Below are 2,052 nucleotides of genomic sequence, written 5' to 3' on the forward strand. Positions count from 1 at the left end.
GTGACCGTGCCGGAGGCGCGTGGTGTGATCGTGCCGGAGGCGCGTGGTGTGACCGTGCCGGAGGCGCGTGGTGTGATCGTGCCGGAGGCGCGTGGTGTGACCGTGCCGGAGGCGCGAGTGTGATGGCTCCGCCCGAGACCTCCGAGCCCCCGCTCTCTCCGGACGTCGCCGCCCGCCGGCGGGGCCTGCGCAGCGGCTGGACCACCGGCACCTGCGCCTCGGCGGCGGCCAAGGCGGCTGCCGTCGGCTGGGCCACGGGCGAGGCGCCGGCGTCGGTCGAGGTGGCACTGCCGGGGGGGAAGAGGGTGTCCTTCCCGGTCGAATCCCTCGCCGCCAACAAGTGCGTGGTCGTGAAAGACGCCGGGGACGACCCCGACTGCACCGATGGCGCCCGGATGACCGCCGAGTTGGAGGCGGCGGCGGGCGAGGCCACCGAGCTGCGGGCCGGGCCGGGCGTGGGGACGATCACCCTCCCCGGTCTGGGGCTGCCGGTCGGGGCGCCCGCCATCAACCCCGTTCCCCGGCGGATGATCCTGGCCGCCCTGGCCGAGGTCACCGACGCCCCCCTGGTGGTCACGTTCTCGGTGCCCGGCGGCGAGGAGATGGCGGCCGAGACCACCAATGCCCGCCTGGGCATCGTCGGGGGGATCTCGATCCTCGGCACGACCGGGATCGTCCGCCCGTTCTCGACCGCCGCCTACCGCGCCTCGGTCGTGCAACAGGTCGACGTGGCCGCCGCCCAGGGCCAGCGGACCATGGTGCTGGCCACCGGCCACCGCTCCGAGGCCGCCGCCGCCCGCCTCCGCCCCGACCTGCCCGAGGTGTGCTTCGTCGAGGTCGGCGACTTCACCGGCATCTCCCTGCGCCGGGCCGCGGCCAAGGGCATGGCGCAGGTGGTGTTCGTCGGGATGGCCGGCAAGATCTCCAAGCTGGCGGCCGGGGTGATGATGACCCACTTCCACCGCTCCGACGTCGACGTCGGCCTCCTCGAGGAGGTGGCCCGGGCGTGCGCGGCGCCGGCTCCGGTCGTCGAGGCCGCCACCGCCACCAGCACCGCCCGCCACTTCTTCGAGGCGTGCATGGAGGCGGACGCGATCGAGCCGCTGGTCGAGCTGTGCCGGCGGGCCCGGGCGGCCTGCGAGGCCCACGCCGGCGGCCGGCTGGCCGTCGAGGTGGTCATGGTCGACTTCGAGGGCGAGCGGGTGGTGGCCCGTGCCTGAGCGCATCTCGGTGGTCGGGGTGGGGTGCGACGGCTCGGCGCTGCCGGCGCGGGCGGCGGCGGCGGTCGCCGGTGCCGACCTGGTGGTGGGGGCGCCCCGGCACCTGGACACACTGGGTCCGCCCGGTGCCCGGACCGTTCCCCTGGGGGCCGACCTGTCTCCCGTGCTGGACGCCGTGGCCGCCGAGTCGGGCCGGGTCTGCGTGCTGGCGACCGGGGATCCCGGTTTCTTCGGCATCGTCCGGGTACTGGCGGCCCGCTTCGGCTCCGCTCCTCTCGACGTGCACCCGGCGGTGTCGTCGGTGGCGGCGGCGTTCGCGCGCATCGGGCTCCCATGGGACGACGCCGTCGTCGTCTCGGCCCACGGCCGCCCGCTCGATGACGCCGTGGCGGTCGCGGTGCGGGCGGCCAAGGCGGCGGTTCTGGTCTCCCCCGAGAACCCTCCGGAGGCGGTGGGGAAGGCGCTGGTCGCGGCGGGAGCTTCGCCCCGTCGGGTCCACGTGTGCTCCCAACTCGGGACCGGCGCCGAGGCCGTCCTCGAGACCGACCTCGACGGGCTGGCGGCGGGGACATGGGACCCGCGCTCGGTCGTGGTCCTCCTCGACCCGGCCGGCAGCGGGGTGGCGGCGGCGCCCGTCCTGGCCTTCGGGCTGCCCGACGACCGCTTCGAACACCGGGACGGGATGGTCACCAAGTCGGAGGTGCGCGCCGTCGTGTTGGGCAAGCTCGCCCTTCCCGCCCGGGGGGTGCTGTGGGACGTGGGGGCGGGCAGCGCCAGCGTGGCGGTGGAGGCGGCCCGGCTGGCGCCGGGGATGGCGGTCTACGCCGTCGAG

The 2,052-nt window shown here is 76.0% G+C and carries 2 protein-coding genes; both read left to right on the forward strand.

What is annotated here, in order from left to right:
* Positions 1 to 122: 122 nt before the first annotated feature.
* Positions 123 to 1,220: a cobalt-precorrin-5B (C(1))-methyltransferase gene (locus VFW24_10220; GenBank protein HEX5267137.1), complete on the forward strand. Its 1,098-nt coding sequence runs from the start codon at positions 123 to 125 to the stop codon at positions 1,218 to 1,220.
* Positions 1,213 to 2,052 (forward strand): precorrin-6y C5,15-methyltransferase (decarboxylating) subunit CbiE (gene cbiE, locus VFW24_10225; GenBank protein ID HEX5267138.1); only part of this gene is annotated, 840 nt, incomplete at its 3' end. The genes VFW24_10220 and cbiE, both read left to right, overlap by 8 nt.

This window comes from Acidimicrobiales bacterium (assembly GCA_036273495.1).
In the GTDB taxonomy this organism is placed as follows: Bacteria; Actinomycetota; Acidimicrobiia; order Acidimicrobiales; family JAJPHE01; genus DASSEU01.